General features: G+C 46.3%; 11 protein-coding genes, 1 pseudogene and 1 riboswitch. Of the genes and pseudogenes, 1 reads left to right on the forward strand and 11 read right to left on the reverse strand.

Features of this window, described 5'->3' with window-relative positions; all coding sequences use genetic code 11:
- From JKM87_RS08085 to JKM87_RS08135, 11 genes and pseudogenes are all read right to left on the reverse strand, one after another.
- A partial coding sequence (locus JKM87_RS08085) for a GLUG motif-containing protein (protein WP_202079839.1) occupies positions 1–4003 on the reverse strand: 4003 nt, incomplete at its 3' end.
- 510 nt (positions 4004–4513) lie between these two features.
- Positions 4514–5152 (reverse strand): SDR family oxidoreductase, encoded by a 639-nt coding sequence (locus JKM87_RS08090; RefSeq protein WP_202079840.1) that lies wholly within the window; start codon positions 5150–5152, stop codon positions 4514–4516.
- Between the two features lie 332 nt (positions 5153–5484).
- Positions 5485–6231 carry a hypothetical protein gene (locus tag JKM87_RS08095; RefSeq protein WP_202079841.1) on the reverse strand — a complete coding sequence of 249 codons (747 nt, stop codon included), beginning with the start codon at positions 6229–6231 and terminating at the stop codon, positions 5485–5487.
- A 138-nt stretch (positions 6232–6369) separates the two neighbouring features.
- The gene (locus JKM87_RS08100; protein ID WP_202080084.1) at positions 6370–7248 is read right to left on the reverse strand and encodes a 5'-3' exonuclease; all 879 of its coding nucleotides are present in this window, start codon (positions 7246–7248) and stop codon (positions 6370–6372) included.
- 165 nt (positions 7249–7413) lie between these two features.
- Positions 7414–8961: a homoserine dehydrogenase gene (locus JKM87_RS08105; RefSeq protein ID WP_202079842.1), complete on the reverse strand. Its 1548-nt coding sequence runs from the start codon at positions 8959–8961 to the stop codon at positions 7414–7416.
- 19 nt (positions 8962–8980) lie between these two features.
- Positions 8981–10732 (reverse strand): acetate--CoA ligase, encoded by a 1752-nt coding sequence (gene acsA, locus JKM87_RS08110; protein WP_202079843.1) that lies wholly within the window; start codon positions 10730–10732, stop codon positions 8981–8983.
- Between the two features lie 93 nt (positions 10733–10825).
- On the reverse strand, positions 10826–11560 hold the full coding sequence (locus JKM87_RS08115; protein WP_202079844.1) for an ATP-binding cassette domain-containing protein: 735 nt from the start codon (positions 11558–11560) through the stop codon (positions 10826–10828).
- A gap of 169 nt (positions 11561–11729) precedes the next feature.
- Entirely contained in the window at positions 11730–12599 is an 870-nt protein-coding gene (locus JKM87_RS08120) for an ABC transporter permease (RefSeq protein WP_202079845.1), read from the reverse strand.
- A 12-nt stretch (positions 12600–12611) separates the two neighbouring features.
- Positions 12612–13682 carry an aliphatic sulfonate ABC transporter substrate-binding protein gene (locus tag JKM87_RS08125; protein ID WP_202079846.1) on the reverse strand — a complete coding sequence of 357 codons (1071 nt, stop codon included), beginning with the start codon at positions 13680–13682 and terminating at the stop codon, positions 12612–12614.
- 37 nt (positions 13683–13719) lie between these two features.
- Positions 13720–15515, reverse strand: a pseudogene (locus JKM87_RS08130) (PLP-dependent aspartate aminotransferase family protein).
- A 231-nt stretch (positions 15516–15746) separates the two neighbouring features.
- Positions 15747–15865: riboswitch (SAM riboswitch) on the reverse strand.
- Positions 15866–16049: 184 nt separating this feature from the next.
- A complete protein-coding gene (locus tag JKM87_RS08135) occupies positions 16050–17495 on the reverse strand; it encodes a cell wall hydrolase (protein WP_202079847.1) in 1446 nt (481 codons plus the stop codon).
- A 262-nt stretch (positions 17496–17757) separates the two neighbouring features.
- Between JKM87_RS08135 and JKM87_RS08140 the strand changes: the two genes are divergently transcribed.
- Positions 17758–17952 (forward strand): hypothetical protein, encoded by a 195-nt coding sequence (locus JKM87_RS08140; RefSeq protein ID WP_202079848.1) that lies wholly within the window; start codon positions 17758–17760, stop codon positions 17950–17952.
- Positions 17953–18042: the final 90 nt, after the last annotated feature.

An 18042-nucleotide genomic window follows, 5' to 3' on the forward strand; every position in this document is an offset into this window, starting at 1 on the left:
CGTTTCTGATGTAACCAGCGAGGCCACCTACATAGTTTTGGCCTTTAATATCTACATATTCTAGATTAACATTCTGAAGTTGACTGTACTGTGCGTAGCCAAATAAACCGACATATTCTTCTTCAGGACGGTTTACCGTGAGACCTTTTATGGTATAGCCGTTGCCATCTAAGCTTCCTGTGAATGGTTTAACTGCTGTCCCTATAGGTTCCCAGTTTTCATAACCACTGAGATCAATATCTCCTGCTAAAACGTAGTTACCATTTAAACTATTTCTAATTTGATCTAAGTCCTCAGGACTTGATATTTGTTGTTCTTCTACGGTTAAGGCTTCTCGCTCTGGTACTGTTTGTAACTGAGGATATTGTCCTGGCTCCATGACCCATACGTTTTCAAAATCCCATTCTGTGAAGGTAGACTGGGTTTGCATTTCTTCGGTGGTTTTTGGGGTAGCGCCGGTGGTGCTCGTACTCCTTGATGTGTCTTTATCGTAGAAGTTGTTAGAGTAGCTAGAACCAGAACCGTAGTTGTAGCCTACAAGACCACCATTACCCACCCCCACTGAATATGAGTTTGCTATAGTGGCCTTATATACTCGACCTATAAATCCGCCATTACTTGCATTACCTCTTGTGTCTCCAGTCGCATAGCTGTTCCTTAGGATTGAATTCGCATATATATAACCAATGAAGCCACCCACTCTTTGATCACCGGTTACATTTCCCTTCGCATAACTTCTAGCTATGGTCCCGTTAGAGCTAGATCCTACAGCACCTCCAATATGATTACCTGTCGCATTGACATCTACCACAGCATAACTATCTGCTATATTTGATTGATAAATTCTACCTACGAGACCGCCGCTGTGCCCGACGCCTTCCACTTCTCCTACAGCACCACTACTCTTAATCTCGGCACCGTTTCTGATATAACCAACGAGGCCGCCTACGTAGTTTTGGCCCTTAACATCTACGTATTCTAGATTAATATTCTGAAGCTTACTGTACTGTACGTAGCCAAATAAACCGACATAATCTTCCAGAGGGCGGTTCACTGTGAGGCCTGTTATGGTATAGCCGTTCCCATCTAAGCTTCCTGTGAATGGTTTATCTGCCGTACCAATCGGCTGCCACCCTGCACCTTCCTGATAGTCACTCAAATCTATGTCAGCCACTTGAAAGTACTTGCCATTTAGTGAGTAGTCAGGGTCTTGTCCAATCTTCGCTAGTTCTTCGGCGGAATCAATACAGATCCATTCTTCGGTCGGACGATCACTACAGATAAGCCCACCTTCAAATGTTGATGATAGATGAATGATGATTTTCTCTCTATTCTCATCATTGAAAAGCTCGGCCCCTGATTCTAGACCGGCGACAACGTTATTAGGTTCAACGGCATGCCACTCTAGATCGTCGGCCCATTGGTTTAACACCTGTGTATCATTCGTTAGATCGAGAGGTTCTTCCGCCTCATTATGATAAGGCACAATACCGATACGATAGTTCACGCTGCCCATCTCTTCTACGAATTTACGTAGGAGGTCAATGCGTTTATGGGCGGCATCTTGCACACTCGTGTCAATGGACTGATCAATGACAAAGACGAAGTCAACGTCGTTCATCTCAAACATCATATTCTCATCTCCAAGGATATACATACTAAAGTGATCGGTAACCCCAGAGACGGTCTTGTTTTCTTTGTCTATTTGAATGTCATCTATTTCTTCTAATCTATTATCTTCCGTATTCACATAATAGATGGTCAGGTCGTTCTCATCGATGTCTCCTAGTTCCTCTTCTGTATAGGACATGGTGATCGTCGCTTGCTTGATCGGGTGATCGCCTGCGTGAATTTCAATGGCTTTTCCAACGATACCAGGTAAGCCGTTCACGACTTCGTTATCCGAGAATTTTAACTCATACGGAGCGAAAGCGAACTCTAAATCACCTTCGGTCACCACGCGCACTTTCGGTTTCCCTTGCTTACTTGGGCGATGCTCCCGCAATTCTTGTCCGGGAATAATGTCCGGTCCTAACCCTATTCCTTGATTACGATCATTGCGACCAGTGAGGTCATCCGTGTGTTCATTCCCTTGACGCTCTTGAAGCTTTTGGCGTCCGGGAGGTCCAGGAGTCTCTTCTTCACTTTCTCCATCCTCAAAAAGCTCAAGGCTACGTGTGATGAGACCCTCTTCACGGTCAAGGTAGTTGAGCCCCATGTCCTCTACATCTTGGTTCGTAATAGGAATGTCGATAGCGACAGTGTTAGAAAAGTCTGACGTACCGCTATCGTTATGGGCCCGAATCCGATACGCGTACGTGCTTCCCACTTCTACCTCTGTGTCTGTGAATTCGGATGCGGTCACATCCGTGGCTAGTGGACGATAGGCCTCTTCACTTCCTGTTTCTTTTCTATAAATGGTGTAGGTGTCGATATCGTCTAATGATTGCCATCGTAAATAAGCCACGTGTGCACTGTCTTGTGGCGTAACGTATCCCACCAAGTGTGGTTCTTCAGGTGGGGTTAAGTAGTCATGAACCTCTGACGTGGTTTCATCCCCTAACCGATTGACTGCCTTCACACGGTAGTAGTAGGTGGTACTGCCATTCAGAAATGACTCGTCTATATATTGTGTCTCCTCGATATAGTCTAATTGCACGAAGGAGTCGATGACAGTGCTTCGTTCAACGATGTAAGCGTCGGCTCCTTCAACCTCTTCCCACGATAGATGAGCTTGTCCTCCGAGGATAGCCATCTCGACGACAGGTGGATCAGTCAGTGGGACTAATACTTCCATTTCGATCGGGGGAAGTTGGATCTTGTGCGTCTCTTGATGACGATCTTGGTAGCTAAAGGTCGCTTGTGGAAAGCGCACGATCCCTTCCGCTTCGGTAAATACAAACGGCAGGCTCACCTCTAGCGGTTCGATGACGCCGTCCTCTACGTGTATATCTTCAAGGTCCACGATCACTTCGTTGTCCTCGACGACTCCAACGTCCGCATCGGCAGCAAGCGTGACACCGTCCGGTACGGGAATACTCAGTTGAAGTTGACTGAAGTCTAGATCTGTCAAGAGCTCTCCTATGATAGTGCCTGTGATGTCGTTGAAAAGGCTAGGGAGGGTCGCTATGTCCTGCACGTCATAATGATGACTTGCCTTATGATCAGGATCAGTATCATCCCCTTGTCCCTCTTCATCTCCAGGTGTATAGACATCGTCGCTAACAGATTCTTCTTGCTCACCGTAGACATCCTCATGTACAGACGTTTCTTCCTCACCGTACACATCATCGATGACGGTTTGTTCATCATGGAGGGTGATGGAGTATAGCTCAATCTCCTCGAGCGTGAAGACGTCCCTCGCTTCAGCCGATAGATGGACGATGTAAGTATGCGTATACGCTGACGACGCCATCAGCTGTTCGGCTAGATCAATGCCTGAAACCCCTTCATTATTTTCCTGGGGTAGGGATTGACCCCCATTCCCGTCCATATAGTCGGCGAATGTTTCTAATAGATGTGGATAGTCATGGGTTAGAGGGGTCACCCATGGTTGATTGTCGTTGAAGCTCACGAACCCGACTTCAACATCCTGACCCCTTGCTTCAATGTGCTCAATGACACCCATGGTGCTCTCTTTGATCGCTGCTTTTTTATCCGGATCCTGATTCAGATGTTGGATATCTAGTGTGCGGTCAAAGGTAAACACCACGGCCGCGTTCTGATCTTCCTCATCTTCATCGAGAGGGTCATCAGGTAAATGTGGCAACACTGATATTTGCATCTCGGCTGTATCACCGGCCACAACATAAGGCTGATTCCAGCTACGTTCAACGAAAAATGTCTCATCTTCCGCAGCGCTTTCCCTGCTGTTTATAGTATCTAGGATGCCGCCTTGGGCAAAGGCACTATGAGGAAAAAGCAAACTAATGATTAGCGTATAAATGAGTGTTAAGTGCCCGACTCTTTTTGCTACTTTTTGAATATTGCGTTTTTTTGACATGAAAAATAAAAACCCCTTTCTTCTCATTTTGTCACCCCTACAATCATCGTCTGATGAGCGTCGCGTCTAGTGTGGAGTCTCGACTGAAACGCGCATAGATCGGTAAGGCCCTGGGCCGTTAAGCTTCGACATATCGGTTATCGAGACGACACCCAGATGATCCTTTTGTACACATTCACCCTTCCTTTTACTTTTTTAGACAATATTAAGCATAACAAAATCATAGAGGAAATAAATGAGAGAGAATGCCTAATCTTGGCGTCACTTTTTCCCGTCACTGTAAGTCCATGTGCCCAAAAAAATGCAGGAAAATAGAACTAGTGTTCGTGTGTTGTTTGCTTTTCTAAACACTGATTGCAAATTAATATAAACTGTAAAACTTTTGATATATTTTATATGTTTTGGATTTTTTTAGGCCAGAAAAACAAATACAAGCTCAAAAAAAATTTAGACTCAGAAAACAAAAAAAGCCGCCGAATATAATTCGGACAGCTCGAAGTTAAAAATGTGCTAAATCTTTTTTAAAGCATCTTCAATCGGGTCGTCTCCACCAATGATTTCAAAGACCTTATTTCTTGCTTGGGCAAGGTCTAAACAGGAGACGATGATGTGGGCTACATCAGCCCGAGAAACCGGATGATCCCTCACATCCTGAAGCCCTTCCCCAATCGTGACGGTACCTGCAGGGTCATCGAAGCTTAAAGGGCCCGGACGGACAATCGTATAGGCTAGACCGCTCTCCTGTAAGTAGCGATCAGCGACTCCCTTCGCTTCAAGGTAGTTCGCGATAGGGCCTTGGGGGTTGTCGGCACCATAAGTGCTTAACATCACGAAGCGTTCGATGTTTTCCTGTTTCGCTGCATCCACCAGTCTTTTGGCGCCTTCTTGGTCTACGGCGATCGTTTTTTCTGGTCCTGTCTTAGAACCTGATCCAGCAGCAAAGATAACCGCATCCATCCCCTTCACGGCATGAGAGAGGTCCTGCTCAAGATCCGCAACGATCGTTTCCTTTGCTCCCAACGCCTTCGACTCATCCGCTTGTGACTCATCTCTTATCATGGCAAAGGCCTCATGGTTAGGGGCCTTTCCCAATAACTGCACAATGATTCGACCTGTATGGCCGTTAGCACCTGCTACGAGTACATTCATGGTCGCTAACTCACTCCTACTTCCTGATGATGTTTATTCTTTCATATGTAAAAAAATGGCCTATAGAGACCCTAGTACTGTGGTTGATATTATCAACCTAGTCAATCTAATTAATAACCTTCCCTTTTTATGCCCCTAGCAAACGTTATGCTCATTTAAAATGCAGTCTGGTTACCAGTTGATGCAGTCGGACGAGGCGAAAAAGCAAAACCGAGCAACGACTAGACGACTATATAAAGAAAGGAAACCCTCAATCGCATCGTTGGATCGGGCTTCCTTTTGTGAATCCATCATTTTTTAATCGATCATCTTCTTGCATCATCTTCTAGTGTTTAGTCAAACCAAGACAGAAACCAAGTCATCATCTGTTGGAACACACCTTGTGTCTGCTTCTCCATTGGCATTGGTACCGCTTCTTTTGGTAACTCAGCTTCAAGTCCTCCGCCGGCTGAAGCCTCAGCTACACCTTCCGCAGCATCAAAAGGCGTTAATGCGTGTCCCTCCACAACGTTAATCATCTCATCCCCGAACCTGTCATAAACCACTTGTGCCGTTTCTTCATTAAAAGGTCTGATCCCTATCTCAACGACATTATTGATCATATCAACGCCGGCGTGGTCCATTTTAATATCTTCTGTAATATACCCGTCATCGTTGATAAAAACCTTGTTAATCTCCTCCTGCTTAGCCATTAAATCTTGCTCGGTATAATCCACAATTCTTATTTGTAGACGAGCATTCTCGCTGAGCAGCGCTTCCATGTCTTGTTTCGTTTCCTCAGACACTTCTTCTGTAAAAGACAGTACGATGGTTCCTAGCAGCCTTTCATCTCGATCAATGTGCAAACCCGCAAAAGTGCCGGGGTCGATGTTAGCATCAATATACGCTCGAAGGTTTTCAATCGTTGCAGTGTGGTTAGCGTCGATGCCGGCTGCTTCCCATTCCATTAATTGTTCGGTGAAATCCGCCTCTTCTTCGGCCTGTACTGCACCGCCTAGACACGTCCCGAAGAGCAGGGCTGTCGTTAAGACGGTCTTACCAAGAATCTGGCGTGCTTGGTCCCCTATGAATCTCATCATTTTATTGCCTCCCTTTTATTTAAGTGGTTACCAACCTTCAGTGGTACCAATGGTGTGTTTCGGCGATTCGTGTTGCGCTCTTATACTCCTAAACGGAAGCGCATACCAAAATGTTGCAAATAAAAAAACTTATCACCCTTAAACGGCAATAAGTTTCTTCAAGCGTTCAAACTCTAATTCATCGAACAAGCCAAGCACTTTGTCTGTTTTCATCGTCCAGGTACAATCATCTAGGACACACGTCATCGGAACATCACATCGTATACGTGCCAGATCACGCGATAGGTGAAGCATGTCTATATCTTGTTCAATCTTTTTACGGATGCCAGGGGCTAAATGTTCTATATTTTCTAATATCCCCTCTATTGAGCCATACTGGTGTAGCAGTTTCAATGCTGTTTTCTCACCAATGCCTTTGACGCCTGGATAATTGTCACTACTATCCCCCATCAGCCCTTTGAGATCGATGAATTGGGCTGGTGTTAGTCCTTTTTCTTCTAACAGCGTTAGGGGTGTATGCACCGCGTAGTTGGATTGGCCACGCTTCATGAGGATAACATCAATACGTTCATCGACTAACTGGAGCTGATCGTGATCACCTGTTAGAATCTTTACTCTCATGTCCTGTGCATAGCGCTTGGCCAAGGTACCAATACAATCATCAGCCTCGTAGCCCGTTACCCCTACGTTAGGCACATCAAAGCTTTCGACCGCTTTTTTGACGAGATCAAATTGCGGGACAAGTGCCTCTGGTGGCTCCTGACGATTGGCCTTATACTCAGTATACTGTTCATTACGAAACGTATGACTGCCCATATCCCAGCAACACACAACATGGGTCGGTTGGAAAGTTTGAATCGCGTCCCAAAAATATTTAATAAAGCCGTAAACGGCATTTGTCGGCATGCCAGTGGATGTTTTCATAATATACCCAGAATAGGACGTGGCGTAGTAAGCGCGAAAAAGAAGCGCCATGCCATCGACTATCATGATGGATCGTTCGTTTGTCACATACATCTCCTCCATGGACGGCTTGCGTCTTTTACTCTCGTTTAAGTAGCTTATCCTATTCTGGTAAACACGTCAAATGTGAGCGGTGTCTGTCCAATTATAACGTACTTAACCTCACGATTGACAAAATAAAAGGGCTTAAACGATTAAGCCAGCAACGTTTAAACCCCTTTACGCTGTACCGTGTTGGTATTGTTGTAGCCATTGTTGCAGATTAAGAGGATAACTTAGAGCTACTTGTTCACCCTCTTGCCCTTCCGTCAGTATAGGATAGTGCCGTATTGTGTAGCCACTGTCCTCCAGTTCAGTGATCAGTTGGGGTGGTAAATCTTCTACAATGAGCCCGATGGCAGCCGTTGAGTCAATCTGTTGTCTCTTTGACTTCGTCAGTCCCTTCCCTGTCAATGCCTTCCCTGTTGGCCCCTTTCCCGCCGATCCCTTCTCAGCAGTGATGGTAGCTTCGCCTTCCTGATGTCCATTCCGTTCATCGGTTGCAGGATACGTTTCAAATTGAAGGAGATTAATCCCCTTCTGATCAAAGCGCTGTAATACATCAAAAGAGAGTGTGAGTGTGTCTTGCTGACCTTCTATTAACAGGAAGCTAACATAGTGCGTCCCTTCCTCTCTCAGCTGATCTGGCGACACACGCCATAGCGGCTGATCTGTATCGGGTTGTTGCAGGAGATAGGCCAAGTCTTCTATGATGGCACTGGCCGTTGGAAATCTTCCAGCCCCCTTACCTGTGAAGAGAAGTGGACCCGCTATATCTGTATCTAGTTGGACCCCATTCACCTCATTCTTCACTGCGTAGAGAGGATGGTCTTGATGGATGAGCACAGGCCCTACTTTCACATCAATACCCGTATGAGTCCGTTTCGATGTACTCACCAAGCGAATACCATACCCTAATTGACGCGCAAGTTGTAGCGCCTTGTCACTCACAGTGCTGATCCCTGTTCGCTCGATGGTGTGCAGAGAGGGGGCTTCACCATAACATAGCTGGGAAAGGATGAATGACTTATATAACGCATCATAGCCTTCCACATCTGAGGTGGGATCTGCCTCAGCAAAACCGAGGTCCTGTGCTTCGCGAAGGGCTGTCTCATAGGAGAGCTGCTTCTCTTCCATTTGGTGAAGGATATAATTGCACGTGCCGTTTAATATACCATGAAAGGACTGGACGTTGTTCACACGGTTCAATTGCCGGACATGCTGTAGGATAGGGATCGCCCCGGCTACACTCGCCTCATAATAAAACTGAACGCCCCTCTGGTTCGCGAGGTAAACGAGTTCCTCCCCTTTTTCTGCTAGCAAAGCTTTATTCGCCGTTACAACATGTATCCCTCTACTAAAGGCCTCTTTGATATACAGATAAGCCGTCTCTATACCACCGATGCACTCGATGAGAACATCTAGATTCTGGTCCCATACATCGGAGATCTCTGTTGTTAAAAGCGTAGCGGGGACGTCATGGCCACGATCCTTGTGCTGATCTCTTACCAGAATCTTGACGACGTCTACAGAGCGACCTATTTGTCTTGCGATGTTATCTTGGTGTGACTGTATGGTCTCATATACGCCTATACCGACCGTCCCTAACCCTAGCAAGCCCACACGGACTGGGGACTGATCTTGTCTGCTGTGCTGTTGGGTTGGGTGTGTGTGGTGCTGTTGCCATTCATCGCTTTGTGTCTGTGCTTGGGTTTCACGCTTAACCACATGAACCGACCTCCTTCATCTATTCACTCTCTTTTTTTTCTATCTGAAGCGCGGTGAGGTCTCCTGGGTCTTCATTTAACTCCCACGCTTTTAAAACGCGACGCATGATCTTTCCGCTGATTCGGGTCTTAGGCAGTTCTTTTATCACTTCGATTTCTCGAGGTGCTGCGTGTGCGGCTAACTTTGTTTTGACGAAGTGACGTATATCTGCTAATAACGATTCGGAGTGTGTGTAGCCCTCCCGTAGGACGATAAAGGCTTTAACGATTTCTCCTCTCGTCGGGTCCGGCTTACCGATCACCCCCGCCTCCGCGACAGCAGGGTGTTCAATGAGCTTGCTTTCCACTTCAAACGGGCCGATGCGTTCACCCGAAGCGTTAATCATGTCATCGCCTCTGCCTTGGAAAAAGACGTAGCCCTCATTATCCTTATAGGCGAGATCACCCGATACATACCATTCGTCATAAGGAAAGTACGACTGGTATTTCTCCTCGTTGTTCCAGATCGTTTTCATTAATCCGGGCCAGCCTTTTCGAACGGCGAGTTGCCCAACGTGTTTCGCTGGTAGAGCCCGACCCTCTTCATCTAATATGGCGACTTCAATGCCTGGAAACGCTCTGCCCATAGAGCCTGGTTTAATCTCCTCACTAGGCAGATTGACGATCAAGAGCCCACCCGTTTCGGTCATCCACCATGTGTCATGGACACGCTTCTGCCAAACACGTTGAGCCCATTCCACGACTTCTGGGTTCAGCGGTTCACCCACGCTTAAGATATGCCGTAAATGATGAAGATTGTACCTGTGAGCAACTTCATCACCGAGGGACATGATCATTCTGAAAGCCGTCGGCGCACTGTACCACACTGTGACTTTTAATTCTTCCAAGGTGCGATACCACTCATGGGCATCGAAACGACCCGTATTCACAACAATGGGAGCACGGTTTAACCACGGCGCAAAAATCCCGTAGGAGCTACCCGTGACCCATCCGGGATGAGACGTACACCAATAGATATCATCCTCTTTGAGATCCAGCACCCATTTTCCTGTAATATGATGATGGATCATGGCTCTGTGAGCATGCAGAACGCCTTTCGGTTTCCCCGTTGATCCGGACGTATAGTGAATAATCATACCGTCTTCTAGATCGAGCCATTCTATAGGCTCATCGTTCACTTCAACTTCAGCCAACGCTTGGTTTAAAGCATAGGTGTGAGGCAAACGAGCATCATCTGGCCCCAACACAAACACTTTTTCTAGGTGAGGAAGCTCAGCGTAAGGGACACGATGCTGCAAGTCTGTATCGGTAATCAGGAACCTTGCTTCACAATCTTGCATGCGGTCCTTAACAGCTGCCTCCATAAACGCTTCAAACAACGGACCGACAATGGCGCCCGCCTTAATCGCACCTAAAATTGCAAAGTAGCATTCAGGGGTTTTTGGTAAAAAGACAAAAACGCGATCCCCTTTCTGCATGCCATGCTTTTTGAGTACAGTTGCGTATCGATCCGTCTCTCTCTTAAGGTCTGCAAAAGTAAAGGACACTGTCTGCAGACGATCTTGTTCATCTTCGGTATGCTCTGGTAGATAAATCAGGGCCGTTTTGTCCCCGTAGCCTTCCTGTACATGGCGATCGATACACTCATAGGCCATGTTAACCTGCCCCGTTTGGGCCCATGTAAAATGAGACTCGGCGTCTTTCCAATTGAATGTACGTCTACGCTCTAGGTAATCCCCGATATTAGACTCTGCTCTACTGATAAGTGTCATGTTTCTCTCCGCTCCTATCCATACACTGTGTCTATCTCTCTCTCGTTTGGCTATCACTTGTCTCTCTTTTGTACTTTTTATAGTTGTGTGGTGTTAAACCAATGTTCGTTCTAAGTCCAACCAGCCTAATATTTGTTCTTTTTGCTGAGCTAAGGCCTGGTCTCCTCTCTGACGTGGGCGAGGGCCTGAGACTTGAACATCTCGGATGAGTGCGCCAGGTTGACCATTAAAAATCAGTAATCGATCACACAGATATAACGCTTCGTCAATATCATGCGTCACTAACAGCATCGTCGAGTTGACGGATTGCCAAATCTGGAGTAGCAAGTCTTGCAGCTGCATCTTTGTAAATGCATCTAACGCACTGAAGGGTTCATCGAGCAAAAGCAGGTCTGGTGTTGTCACCAACGCTCGTGCAATGGCCACTCTTTGGGCCATCCCTCCCGAAAGTTCTTTTGGATAGTGCTTTTCAAACCCTTTTAACCCTACCAACTGTAGTATTTCGGTTGCTTGACTGACTTGTGTTTGACTGTTGCCATGCAGCCCGAATGTCACGTTGTCTAGCACGTTTAACCATGGAAGCAAGCGTGGTTCTTGAAAGATGACCCCTACTTTTTCATGCACACCATCGATGTCTTCTTGATCGATCTGAATCGCACCTGATGATGCTGGATCTAGTCCCGCTATCACTCTGAGTAGACTGCTTTTTCCACAACCACTCGTTCCTAATATGCCAATAATCTCGCCTTCGCTAGCCTTAAACGTAATGTCTGAGAAGGCTTGTGTTCCACTCTCAAACGTCCTTGTCACCTTATCTACGCTTAGCACGCGTCGTCCCCCCTTTTACATTCGTTTCAATCCAGTTCATAATTTTGACAGACCGACCCTCATAGCAACATACGCTGATCTTGCCCTCAATCCAACTGACCGATCCACACCTCAACACCCTATCCCACGTCATGTCATATGACACATATCACTTTAAGGGGATTTTCCATTACGCATGCTGATTAGAAAGATTGTCTTGCCAGTGTAACGCCTTTTTCTCGACGCGTTTGATGATGGCGTCTGTACCTTTGCCTAGGGCTGCAAATAAAACGATGCTGGCAATAATGAGTTCTGGCTTAGACGAGTTCTGCCCTAAGACTAACAAGTACCCTAAACCTTGGCTCGCCCCGAGCAGTTCAGCTGCGACAACGAACATCCAGCCTAAACCGAGGCCGCTTCTTAAGCCGACGAGGAGCGACGGTAAACAAGCGGGCAATATAATTCTTCTCAGAAGTGCTGTGGCGTTTAAACCATACACTTGACCGACTTCGATCAGCTTCCGATCCACACTCAAAATGCCACTCAGCAGATTAAGGTAAACGGGGAAAAAGACACCGACGCCAATGAGGGCGATCTTAGAATTTTCTCCGATACCGATCCATAAGAGGAACAGTGGGACCCAAGCCAATGAAGGGACAGAACGAAAGGCTTGTATGAGAGGGTCAAAAAACCATAGGGCTGGACGATATAAGCCACATATAGCGCCTAGGATGACGGCCGCTAACGCACCGACAATAAACCCTACGGCTATCCTGTACACGGTGATACCGATATGGCCCCATAGACTACCGTCACTCACCATACCTAGGGTAGCTGTGGCCACGACACTCGGTGCAGGAAGTTGGTGAGGCGCCACCCACCCAAGCTGGCACACCGACTCCCATACGATGATGAGGAGGAGTGGAAGGATGCTACCGATCACAGCCACCTTCGCCTTGCTATCCTTTCGTTGCTTGACCTGTTTCGCACCCGCCTCGGCGTCTTGACCTGAGCGTTGATACCCACTTAGTGGATTAAAAACACTTGATTTCAGACTCATCTCCACTCCCTCCTAGTGCTCTTCATCTGCAGCTGTATCGGTTGTTTCGGCTGTTTCCTGTGATGCTTCATCGTCTTCATGATCTTCACCCTCTATGACGCGTTCAGCGTAAGCGGGTTGAATCAAATTTTCGATGCTCTGATCGATGTCTGCGTCTGCTCTGATCGTTTCATCTAACTGCAGGACTTCCGCAGCGGCCACCAACGCTTCACGATGAACGTCACCTGGAATCGGTTGGGAAAAATCATTTCGTGTTTGCAGTTGATGTGTGGCAACCTCAAGATCTAACGAAGCTTCTTGTGCTAATATTTCAGCCGCTTCATCTGGATTGTCGATGGTCCATTTTCTAGCACGCTCATATAGTGCAATGACCTTATCAACGTACGCCGGATACGCTTCGGCAAAAGCTGAACGGACATTAAGGAATCCGTATGTATTGAAGTCAGGGTTTCTATAAAACAATGCTGCATCCGCTTCAAGCTCGACTCTGGCCATATGAGGATCGAGACCTGCCCAAGCATCTACTTGCTCTGAGGTTAGCGCCATCGCCCCATCTCCATGCTGTAGGGGAACAAGTTCAATATCTTCTTGGGATAAGCCCACTTCATTCAAAGCTCGTAATAAGAAAATAAATGGATCAGTGCCGAGTGTGGCTGCGACTCGTTTCCCACTGAGGTCTTCTACGCTCTGTATACCAGAATCGGCATTCGTGACGAGTGCGGTCCATTCAGGCTTAGAATAAATATATACCGCTTCGATCGGTGCATTGGTGTTAGCCTTAGAGATCAGGGCGGCTGCACCTGCTGTCGAACCAAAATCCACACTATCGCTATTGAGTAATTCAAGGGCTTTGTTACTTCCTTGACTTAGGACGAACTCTACTTCAATCCCTTCTTCGGCAAACGCTTCTTCCGCCCAGCCAAACTCTTTTAACACGAGGCTTGTCGGTGAATAGTAGGCATAATCCAATACAATCTTTTCAGGTTTATCGCTACTCGTTTGTTGCGCACACCCGGTGGCTATGACCACCAGGCATGCGACCAAAAGAAGGAACAAACGAGCACTTATGATATTTTTTTTCATGGCTCTCCACTCCTATTTGTATGTCTGTCTCCAATGTCTAGAGCTCACACGCATACGTCACAATCGTGCCTCTTAAACGTTGGGCTTCCTTATACGTGCATCGGTTGTGTACCACTTCTAAACCAGCATCTCTCGCAATTTGGGCCGCCTCTTCAGAAATGACACCCTCTTGTAGCCAAAATACTTTCGGTCTGACTTCGGCGGCCTCTTTTGCTAGTTCCACTGCGGCTGCTGGGCTTCTGAAGATTTGACACACATCGATTTTTTCGGGAACGGAACGCAGATCGGGATACGCTTGCTCACCTAGAACCTCTGTTTCTCTCGGGTTCACAGGGATGATTTTATACCCCAATCGTTGCATTTTCCTCGCTAGTCGATGACTCGGTCGGGCTGGATTACTTGATAAGCCCACAATCGCCAGCGTCTTCGGACGTTGCACCTCTTGACCGTCCACCGTTTCCCTCACGAGTGATGAATCTAAAGCCCAGCGGATCACGCCTTCATCGTTAATTAGACTGTGTTTTTTTTTTCGGCGCTGAGCCCTGTGGCCGCGAGTAAAGCTTTATCTAAGGATTGTTTTAAATCTTCAACGGATTCAATCCCAACGGACAACCTTACAAGATCTTCCGTCACCCCTGTGGCTTCTAAGTCTTCCGCACTTAACTGCTGGTGTGTCGTACTCGCAGGGTGAATCACGAGTGACTTGGCGTCTCCCACGTTAGCCAGATGTGACCATAGAGAAACGGAATCTATGAACTGGCGCCCTGTTTCTCGACCCCCTTTTATTCCGAAGTTCACGATGGCCCCGAAATGACCGTTAAGATACTTTTTCGCCAGATCGTGGGATGGGTGATCTTCTAGCCCCGGGTAGGAAACCCAATCTACAGCAGGATGCTCTTGTAGGAAGGAAGCGATCTCCTTAGCGTTATTGGCATGCTCTCTGACACGGAGATGGAGAGTTTCCAGCCCTTGAAGTAATAAGAATGAGTTAAATGGACTTAAAGCCGGTCCCATATCTCTCAGTAATTGCACCCGTACCTTAGTGATGAAGGCGAGTGTGCCGAAGTCGACAGCATAGCGTACACCATGGTAACTATGATCCGGTTCTGTGAATCCTGGGAACTTCTCACTATTCCAATCGAAGCGTCCCCCATCGACGATCAAACCACCGATTGATGTCCCGTGTCCGCCAATCCATTTGGTCGCTGAGTGAACCACGATGTCTGCTCCCCAGCTAATTGGACGGCATTGATACGGTGTGGCAAACGTGTTATCAACAATGAGAGGGATACCCGCTTCATGCGCAATATCGGCTACTTGCTCTACGTCTAACACGTTCAAACTTGGGTTCCCGATAATTTCGGAGAAGATCGCCTTTGTTTGTGGTGTAATCGCCTTGCGTACGTTCTCTGGGTCACGATCATCGACAAAAGTGACCTTGATTCCGTATTTGGGCAACGTATTGGCAAATAGGTTGTATGTACCCCCGTACAAGTTAGTGGTTGAGATGATCTCATCGCCAGCATGTGCAATATTTAAAATAGCCAGCGTAATTGCCGATTGACCTGATGCGACAGCGAGAGCTCCTACGCCATCCTCTAGTAACGCTATACGCTTTTCTAGCACGTCTGAGGTTGGATTCGTGATTCTCGTATAGATGTTGCCCGGCTCTTCAAGTGCGAACAAGCTTTGCGCGTGGTCCGTGTCATGGAAAACATAAGAACTCGTTTGATAAATCGGTACGGCTCTAGATCCTGTCGTAGGGTCCGGTGCTTGCCCTCCGTGTAAAGCTAAAGTCTCTATTCCGTAAGTTTCGTTGTTTTCTTCACTCATGATAAAATCCTCCTTTGGAATTTTAAAAAATGTAAATCTTCTTCATAGTGGAAATGGGCCTCGACTATCCTTATCTTCTGAATCTTGGAAATGTTCTGTGTTCAATTTGTATGGTATGTTCTCCCGTTCTCCGTTCTCCCCACCTCCTAAAATATAAAAAGCCCTTCACTCAAATGAGAGAAGGGCTAGTATTCATGACTAGATAAAATCTAGTTATCAATGCTACCGTTCATCTCATCTTCGGAGTGGATCAAATCATCCATCACTCTGAAATTGGCACCGGGCATTAATCGTTAATGCTGGTTGCCGAGGTTTCATAGGGTCAGTCCCTCCACCTCTCTGGATAAGATATAGCGTGTATGAAGTTGTTCACAATGTAAAGTTGGTCTTGATGTTTAATCGTTTGTGTTTTGAAATGTTGATACTAATCATATATTGAATTAAATTGGGTGTCAATACTTTTTACAAAAAATATTGACAGTCATCTTCCTCTCCCTGTAACAGGCCCGCAGGTCACAGGGTCTAAGGTGTCCTTTATCTAAGAAAACGGTGGTTTGCTATATCAGCCACCACTTCCCGTGAGCGGAAAAATGCGTTATCGGCGAGTCTAGGGTTATAGAAATACAACGCATCTCCAACATATTCTGTACCAGCAAACACTTCCCGAGCGGCGAGATAAGCTGTTTCACTCGGTACTGCAGAGTGAAATCTGCCGTTTCTTACAGGGGTGAATTGATTCGGCTGGTAGATCACGTCTCGAATACTATTAGGAAAATAGGCACTCTCTACACGGTTCATGACGACGTTACCAACAGCAACTTGTCCCTTAAAGGGTTCATAGCCTGCCTCAACGTAGATGATGCGTGCTAGGAGTTCAAGCTCTTTCTCATCAAGTTTATTTTCCGTGACTTGAGGAATCACGACTCTCAGTTCTTGCCCCGCTTTGAGGATCTTACCATTTTCATAATCCTCTAGCGCTTGCAATAATTCTTCTTCTGTTAGCTTGTCCTCTTCAGCGCTCTGTTCATCCTCGGACGCCTGGTTCTCTTCAGATTCTTGATCCTCTTCTGTTCTCGGTTCTTCTTCTGATCCTTGGTTATCTTGTGATGTTTGGTCCTCATCTGTTTCTTGTCCATCTTCAGACGTTTGGTCCTCGTCTGTTTCTTGTCCATCTTCGGACGTTTGGTCCTCATCTGTTTCTCCATCTTCAGACGTTTGGTCTTCATCTGTTTCTTGTCCATCTTCAGACGTTTGGTCTTCGTCTATTGCTTGTCCATCTTCAGACGTGCCGTCGCTCTCTTCTGTCCCATCACTCTCTTGGTATGACGGCTCACCATTCACCGTTGTATCATCTTCTTCTGTGGTATCCTCAGCAGCGATTTCTTGCTCTTCCTCCTGGTTCTGATCTAAGTTAACGGCGGCCACAGACGCTTGAACATCATGTATATCGTTCCGTTCTCTCAGTTCATCGATGGGGATATCAACCGCTTCACTAATCTCTTGTAATGTCTCCCCTTCTTGCACAACGTGTAACGGTTTATCTATGATGTGTACCCGCTTTTTGTCTCTTTCCCAATAGACTTTTGCGTGTAACAGTTCAGCCACATGTCTCACAGGAAGGTATGTTCTTCCGTCATGAAGAAACGGAGCCGCATCGAGAATGTACTCTTCACCGTTGAATTTAATGATCTTACTATCCAGTGTGAATGTCATTTGGTCATCTGCCTGAGAAGTAATATGTAACGAAGAGGTCGCTTGTTCCCACTCCATTACAGCCCCTAATGACTGCGAGACAAAGCGGACGGGGACAAACAATCGGCCATCTCTCAGCATGATCGGATCGTCTGCAGCCACCTCCTCACCGTCGACAACAAACATTGTCTCCGCCAGTTCATCAGTTTGAGCAAGCACCAGTGTTAAACCACTAATCCCAGCTCCAATTAACAATATTAATAATAAAACACGTGTATGATGGTTCATGTTATCCTCCTAAATTGTACATAAAAATTATTTTATAAATGAATCGAAGACATTGTACCACAACCATTCGAAACTCTTAAATTCCTTTTGTTGGTCTTTTCTATAATAGTGTCTAAACTCCCGGATAAATAGAAATTATTAGCATTATTGCCAACAAAAAAAGGAAAGAAAACATGCCTTCTCTCCTTTTTACTTCACTTTACTTTTTTATTCATATATTGGTCTGTCCCCCATATACATGGATGATAAAGGGGGAACTTATATGACGATGGGAACCAGTTATGTTGAATTTTTTGGATTTTTTATCTTTTTCTTGATCGTGTGTGGTCTTGTGGCTCTCACTATGGCGCGAGGAATTCGTCAAGATTTTGCCATGAAGTACGATTATTATTACTTGTGGTATGAGTATGCCGATAGTGAAGAGGAACTTCTCAGAAAGATCAAAAAGACATACTAATGCGGTGATGTGGCTATATCCGTGTCACTCATGTCGATCGACCATAGGGTTCGTCAACCATGGACACGGACAAGCCTTAGTACTAAGGTT

Origin of the sequence: Caldalkalibacillus salinus (assembly GCF_016745835.1) — a bacterium.
GTDB lineage: Bacteria > Bacillota > Bacilli > Caldalkalibacillales > JCM-10596 > Caldalkalibacillus_A > Caldalkalibacillus_A salinus.

Coding starts and splice junctions, on each gene's coding strand:
- JKM87_RS08090 (WP_202079840.1), bottom strand. CDS start 5,152: ATGAATGTACTCGTAGCAGGTGCTAACGGCCATACAGGTCGAATCATT.
- JKM87_RS08095 (WP_202079841.1), bottom strand. CDS start 6,231: ATGATGAGATTCATAGGGGACCAAGCACGCCAGATTCTTGGTAAGACC.
- JKM87_RS08100 (WP_202080084.1), bottom strand. CDS start 7,248: ATGTATGTGACAAACGAACGATCCATCATGATAGTCGATGGCATGGCG.
- acsA (WP_202079843.1), bottom strand. CDS start 10,732: ATGACACTTATCAGTAGAGCAGAGTCTAATATCGGGGATTACCTAGAG.
- JKM87_RS08120 (WP_202079845.1), bottom strand. CDS start 12,599: ATGAGTCTGAAATCAAGTGTTTTTAATCCACTAAGTGGGTATCAACGC.
- JKM87_RS08125 (WP_202079846.1), bottom strand. CDS start 13,682: ATGAAAAAAAATATCATAAGTGCTCGTTTGTTCCTTCTTTTGGTCGCA.
- JKM87_RS08135 (WP_202079847.1), bottom strand. CDS start 17,495: ATGAACCATCATACACGTGTTTTATTATTAATATTGTTAATTGGAGCT.
- JKM87_RS08140 (WP_202079848.1), top strand. CDS start 17,758: ATGACGATGGGAACCAGTTATGTTGAATTTTTTGGATTTTTTATCTTT.